The 6,247-nt window shown below is 53.4% G+C and carries 4 protein-coding genes and 1 pseudogene; all 5 read left to right on the top strand.

Annotated elements, in window-relative coordinates:
* Positions 1–91 precede the first annotated feature (91 nt).
* The 5 genes and pseudogenes from HMPREF3066_RS02000 to guaA all read left to right on the top strand — a co-directional run bounded on the left by HMPREF3066_RS02000 (position 92) and on the right by guaA (position 6,200).
* A complete protein-coding gene (locus tag HMPREF3066_RS02000; protein ID WP_039406871.1) occupies positions 92–1,594 on the top strand; it encodes a S41 family peptidase in 1,503 nt (500 codons plus the stop codon).
* 93 nt (positions 1,595–1,687) lie between these two features.
* Positions 1,688–3,067, top strand: a complete 1,380-nt coding sequence (gene radA, locus HMPREF3066_RS02005; RefSeq protein WP_060975197.1) for a DNA repair protein RadA — start codon at positions 1,688–1,690, stop codon at positions 3,065–3,067.
* A gap of 465 nt (positions 3,068–3,532) precedes the next feature.
* Positions 3,533–3,991 (top strand): annotated as a pseudogene (gene smpB / locus HMPREF3066_RS02010) (SsrA-binding protein SmpB); the annotation flags it as partial.
* A 178-nt stretch (positions 3,992–4,169) separates the two neighbouring features.
* Complete coding sequence (locus HMPREF3066_RS02015; RefSeq protein ID WP_070440116.1) at positions 4,170–4,508, top strand: LiaF transmembrane domain-containing protein; 339 nt, start codon at positions 4,170–4,172, stop codon at positions 4,506–4,508.
* A 126-nt stretch (positions 4,509–4,634) separates the two neighbouring features.
* The gene (guaA, locus tag HMPREF3066_RS02020) at positions 4,635–6,200 is read left to right on the top strand and encodes a glutamine-hydrolyzing GMP synthase (protein ID WP_070440120.1); all 1,566 of its coding nucleotides are present in this window, start codon (positions 4,635–4,637) and stop codon (positions 6,198–6,200) included.
* Positions 6,201–6,247 lie beyond the last annotated feature (47 nt).

The raw sequence follows: 6,247 nt of genomic DNA on the forward strand, positions 1-6,247 counted from the left end.
CACCTTAGAGAATCGTTCTCTTTGAGCTAAGGTGAGGCAACGCCGCACTGGTTTAAAGTTAATCCACTATACAAAAAGAAAGCCATTCATAATGTCAACATCCACTTTGAAAAAAGTCGCACTCTACACACTCGGTGCATTCAGCGGCGTCGCCCTCAGCTTGAGCGTTCAAAGCTTTGCCGCCGAAAAAGACAAAAAAGACAACGAAACCCTGCCCGTACAATCCATCCGCAACATGGCGGAAGTTTACGGACAGATCAAAGCCAATTATTACCAAGACAAATCCGATGCCGATCTCTTTGAAGGCGCGATGAAAGGCATGGTATCCGACCTCGACCCGCATTCCGAGTATTTGGATAAAAAAGGCTTTGCCGATATGAAAGAATCTACCAGCGGCGAATTCGGCGGCTTGGGTATGGAAATCGGGCAGGAAGACGGATTTATCAAAGTCGTTGCCCCGATTGAGGATACGCCTGCCGAGCGCGCAGGCGTGAAAAGCGGCGACTTCATCGTCAAAATCGACAACGTTTCCACACGCGGTCTGACCACCAGTGAAGCCGTGAAAAAAATGCGCGGCAAACCGGGTACCAAAATCACCCTGACCCTTTCGCGCAAAAATGCGGATAAACCCATCGTCGTCAACCTGACCCGCGCCATCATTAAAGTCAAAAGCGTCCGCCACCACCTGCTCGAACCGGGCTATGGCTACATCCGCGTGTCCCAATTCCAAGAGCGCACCGTGGCAGCCATCAATGAATCCGCCAAGGCATTGATTAAAGAAAATAAAGGCGCTCCGCTCAAAGGCCTCGTCCTCGACCTGCGCGACGACCCGGGCGGTCTGCTTGACGGCGCGGTCGGCGTGTCTGCCGCCTTCCTGCCTGCAGATGCAAAAGTCGTCAGCACCAAAGGACGCGACGGCAAAGAAAGCTCGGTATTGAAAGCCCGTCCCGAAGACTATATCCGCGTGAGCGGCAAAGACCCGCTGGCAGATCTGCCTGCCGAGTTGAAAACCATCCCGATGACCGTGTTGATTAACTCAGGTTCCGCCTCCGCTTCCGAAATCGTCGCAGGCGCGCTGCAAGACCACAAACGCGCCGTCGTTGTCGGTACGCAAAGTTTCGGTAAAGGCTCGGTTCAAACCCTGATTCCGCTGTCTAACGGCAGCGCAGTCAAACTGACCACCGCACTGTACTACACGCCGAACGACCGCTCGATTCAAGCGCAAGGCATCGTTCCCGACGTCGAAGTCAAAGACAAAGACCGCGCCTTTGAAAGCCGCGAAGCCGACCTCGCCGGACACATCGGCAACCCGCTCGGCGGCGAAGACGTCAACAGCAGCAACGAAATCAGCACGCCTGATTCAAACGAAGCCGCGAAAGCCGACGAAAACGCCAAGTCCAAAAAAGGCAAGGACAAAGAGAAAGACGAAGACCTCTCCAGCCGTCGTATTCCTAATCCAGCCAAAGACGACCAGCTCCGCAAAGCCTTGGATTTGGTGAAAAATCCAGCCGAATGGCAGAAGTCTTTAGGTTTGGCGGCGAAAAAACCGGCTCCGAAAAAAGACAAGAAAGACGGTAAAGACGAAAGCAAATAAGCTCAGTCGGAATCCTTGAAAAAAGGTCGTCTGAAAACGCTATCAGTTTTCAGACGACCTTTTCACACTTCAAAAAACCATAGGGAAAACATCATGGCAAAAGCCCCCAAAACCATCTACCAATGCACCGAATGCGGCGGCACTTCCCCGAAATGGCAAGGCAAATGCCCGCATTGCGGCGAGTGGAACACGCTTCAGGAAAGCCTGGCCGCGCCCGAACCGAAAAACGCCCGCTTCCAATCTTGGGCGGCGGATACCTCGACCGTCCAATCCCTCTCCGCCGTTACCGCCACCGAAGTGCCGCGCAATCCGACCGGCATGGGCGAACTCGACCGCGTATTGGGCGGCGGTTTGGTCGATGGCGCGGTCATCCTGCTCGGCGGCGACCCCGGCATCGGCAAATCCACACTGCTGTTGCAGACCATCGCCAAAATGGCGCAAAGCCGCAAAGTGCTGTACGTTTCCGGCGAAGAATCCGCCCAACAGGTCGCCCTGCGCGCGCAGCGTTTGGAACTGCCGACCGAAGGCGTAAACCTGCTTGCCGAAATCCGCATGGAAGCGATTCAGACGGCGTTGAAACAGCATCAGCCCGAAGTCGTCGTCATCGACTCCATCCAAACCATGTATTCCGACCAAATCACTTCCGCCCCAGGTTCCGTATCGCAGGTGCGCGAATGCGCCGCCCAACTGACGCGCATGGCAAAACAAATGGGCATCGCCATGATACTGGTCGGACACGTGACCAAAGACGGCGCGATTGCCGGTCCGCGCGTGCTGGAACACATGGTCGATACCGTGCTGTATTTCGAGGGCGACCAACATTCCAACTACCGCATGATACGCGCCATCAAAAACCGCTTCGGCGCAGCAAACGAATTGGGCGTATTCGCCATGACGGAAAACGGTTTGAAAGGCGTGTCCAATCCGTCCGCCATCTTCCTTGCCAGCTACCGCGACGACACCCCGGGTTCGTGCGTTTTGGTGACGCAGGAAGGCAGCCGCCCGCTTCTGGTCGAAATTCAGGCATTGGTCGATGATGCGCACGGTTTCACCCCCAAACGCCTCACCGTCGGCCTCGAACAAAACCGCCTCGCCATGCTGCTTGCCGTCCTCAACCGCCACGGCGGCATCGCCTGCTTCGACCAAGACGTGTTCCTCAACGCCGTCGGCGGCGTCAAAATCGGCGAACCCGCCGCCGACCTCGCCGTCATCCTCGCCATGCTCTCCAGCTTCCGCAACCGCCCGCTGCCAGAAAAAATGGTCGCCTTCGGCGAAATCGGACTAAGCGGCGAAGTCCGCCCCGTCGCACGCGGACAAGAGCGGCTCAAAGAAGCGGAAAAACTCGGTTTCAAACGCGCCATCGTCCCCAAAGCCAATATGCCGCGCAACGCAAAAGAGTTTCCGAATCTAAAAATCTTCGGCGTTTCCAGCCTTCAGGAAGCCATCGAAATCTGCCGCGATGCGGAAAATTAACGGACAGCAACATGAAAGGTCGTCTGAAAACCTATTCCCAGTTTCAGACGACCCTCATCGAGGAGCGTGTGGTACATTTGATATGCTTCTTACGAAAATCAGTATGAAGCAAAATGCCAGCCTATTCTTTTGCTTTTTAGGAAGAGAGGGGAAGGGCGATAGGTTGGGGATTTTCTATTTCACTTTGCCATACTATACGAATGTGAGGCTAGGGTAGTCTGGTGTTTCTGATTTTATAGTGGATTAAATTTAAATCAGGACAAGGCTCGCAGACAGTACAGCTAGTACGGCAAGACGAGGCAACGCCGTACTGGTTTAAAGTTAATCCACTATAATTTGCCGTATAGAGCGGCATACGTTTAAAGATTGAAAAGCGGAAGAGGCTGGAAAATACAGTCGGTTTGAGAAGCAGTTCGCACTACCCCCGCATCCTGTTAAAATAGCCGGTCTGAAAAGACAGAAGACAAGAATAGAATTATGAGTATTGCCAATAATAAAAAAGCCTTTCACGACTTCTTTATCGAAGACCAACTCGAAGCCGGCCTGGTATTGGAAGGTTGGGAAGTCAAAGCCATCCGCGCCGGGCGGGTGCAGCTGAAAGAAAGCTATATCTACTGGAAAAAAGACGCTTTTTATCTGGTCGGCTGCCATATTACCGCGCTGCCGACTGCCTCGACGCATGTCAAACCCGACCCCGTCCGTCCGCGCAAGCTTTTGCTCAAGCAATCCGAAATCAACAAGCTCATCGGCAAAACCGAGCGCGCGGGTTACACCATCGTCCCGTTGAACCTGCACTTTACGCGCGGCAAAATCAAAATGGAAATCGGTCTGGCGAAGGGTAAAAAACAACACGACAAACGCCAAAGCCTGAAAGAAGCCGACTGGAAACGCGAAAAACAACGTTTGATGAAAAATGTGCGCTGAGGCTGATAACAGCGTGAATGGAACGCCGGGTGCCGATACTGCTGCAAACTTGTATCTGCTTTTTACACATCAAGCCCTATGTTTGCAAAAACATACCCAAGATTGCTTTCTTCAGGCTTTTCAGACGACCCCTGCGACCCAATAATCAGGGTCGTCTGAAATTTTACGGAGTAACGCCATGTCCCGCTCTTCGCTTTTCCTGCCGCTGTTTTTGATTATCTTCGGTGCTGTTTGGTTTTTGAAAACGACGGACATCCTGCCCGCAACTTCGACCATCGTGTCCGCCGGTATGGTGCTGGCGGGGATTGCGGTTTTGGTGATGGACGGTTTCAACAAGCAGTCTATCGTTTCCGGCCCGCTGCTGGTGTATATCGGTGCGGCGGTATATCTGCACAATCAATATTGGCTCGGCTATTCGCCGCTGGTTGCTTTGGGAATGATGGTGCTGGGCTGCCTGCTGCTGCTTTCGCGCAGCGATATGGTGCCTTATAAGCAGCATAAACAGCAGGATAACTAAGCCCCTCTCTCTGCAAAGGTCGTCTGAAAATGGTATAATCCGCCGTTTTCAGACGACCTGTTTTGTTATCGGAATCCCGTTTTGAAACAGTCAGACCGTTCCCTATCACTCTGCAAAGTTCCCGCCATGACCCAAGACAAAATCCTCATCCTCGACTTCGGTTCGCAAGTTACCCAGCTTATCGCCCGCCGCGTGCGCGAAGCTCATGTTTACTGCGAGCTGCATTCCTTCGACATGCCTTTGGACGAAATCAAAGCCTTCAATCCGAAAGGCATCATCCTCTCCGGCGGCCCCAATTCCGTTTACGAATCCGATTATCAAGCCGATACCGGCATCTTCGATTTGGGTATTCCGGTTTTGGGTATCTGCTACGGAATGCAGTTTATGGCGCACCACTTGGGCGGCGAAGTTCAGCCCGGCAACCAGCGTGAATTTGGTTACGCGCAAGTCAAAACCATCGATAGCGAACTGACCCGCGATATTTACGACGACGCGCCGAATACGCTGGACGTATGGATGAGCCACGGCGATAAAGTATCCAAACTGCCCAATGGCTTTGCCGTTATCGGCGATACTCCGTCATGCCCGATTGCCATGATGGAAAACGTTGAAAAACAATTCTACGGCATCCAATTCCACCCCGAAGTGACCCACACCAAACAAGGTCGCGCCCTGTTGAACCGCTTTGTCTTGGACATTTGCGGCGCGCAACCGAGCTGGACGATGCCGAACTACATCGAAGAAGCCGTTGTCAAAATCCGCGAACAGGTCGGCAGCGACGAAGTGATTTTGGGTCTGTCGGGCGGCGTGGACTCTTCCGTAGCCGCCGCGCTGATTCACCGCGCCATCGGCGACCAACTAACTTGCGTGTTCGTCGATCACGGCCTCTTGCGCCTGAACGAAGGCAAAATGGTGATGGATATGTTCGCCCGCAACTTGGGCGTGAAAGTGATTCATGTCGATGCCGAAGAGCAATTCATGGCAAAACTCGCCGGCGTTACCGATCCTGAGAAAAAACGCAAAATCATCGGCGCGGAATTTATCGAAGTATTTGATGCTGAAGAGAAAAAACTCACTAGCGCCAAATGGCTGGCGCAAGGCACGATTTACCCCGACGTAATCGAATCCGCAGGCGCGAAAACCAAAAAAGCCCACGCCATCAAATCGCACCACAACGTCGGCGGTCTGCCCGAAAACATGAAGCTCAAGCTGCTTGAACCGTTGCGCGACTTGTTCAAAGACGAAGTGCGCGAACTGGGCGTCGCTTTGGGCTTGCCGCGCGAAATGGTGTACCGCCATCCGTTCCCAGGCCCCGGCTTGGGAGTGCGTATCTTGGGCGAAGTGAAAAAAGAATACGCCGACTTATTGCGTCAAGCGGACGACATTTTCATCCAAGAATTGCGCAACACTACCGACGAAAACGGCACATCTTGGTATGACCTGACCAGCCAAGCCTTCGCCGTGTTCCTGCCCGTCAAATCTGTCGGCGTAATGGGCGATGGGCGCACTTACGACTATGTCGTCGCACTGCGTGCAGTCATCACCAGCGACTTCATGACCGCACACTGGGCAGAACTGCCGTACTCGCTGCTCGGCCGCGTGTCCAACCGCATCATCAACGAAGTCAAAGGCATCAACCGCGTGGTTTACGATGTAAGCGGCAAACCGCCTGCTACGATCGAGTGGGAATAAAAGTAAAGATATAGTGATTAACTTTAAACCAGTACGGCGTTGCCTCG

Source organism: Neisseria sp. HMSC03D10, assembly GCF_001807625.1.
Classification (GTDB): Bacteria; Pseudomonadota; Gammaproteobacteria; order Burkholderiales; family Neisseriaceae; genus Neisseria; species Neisseria mucosa.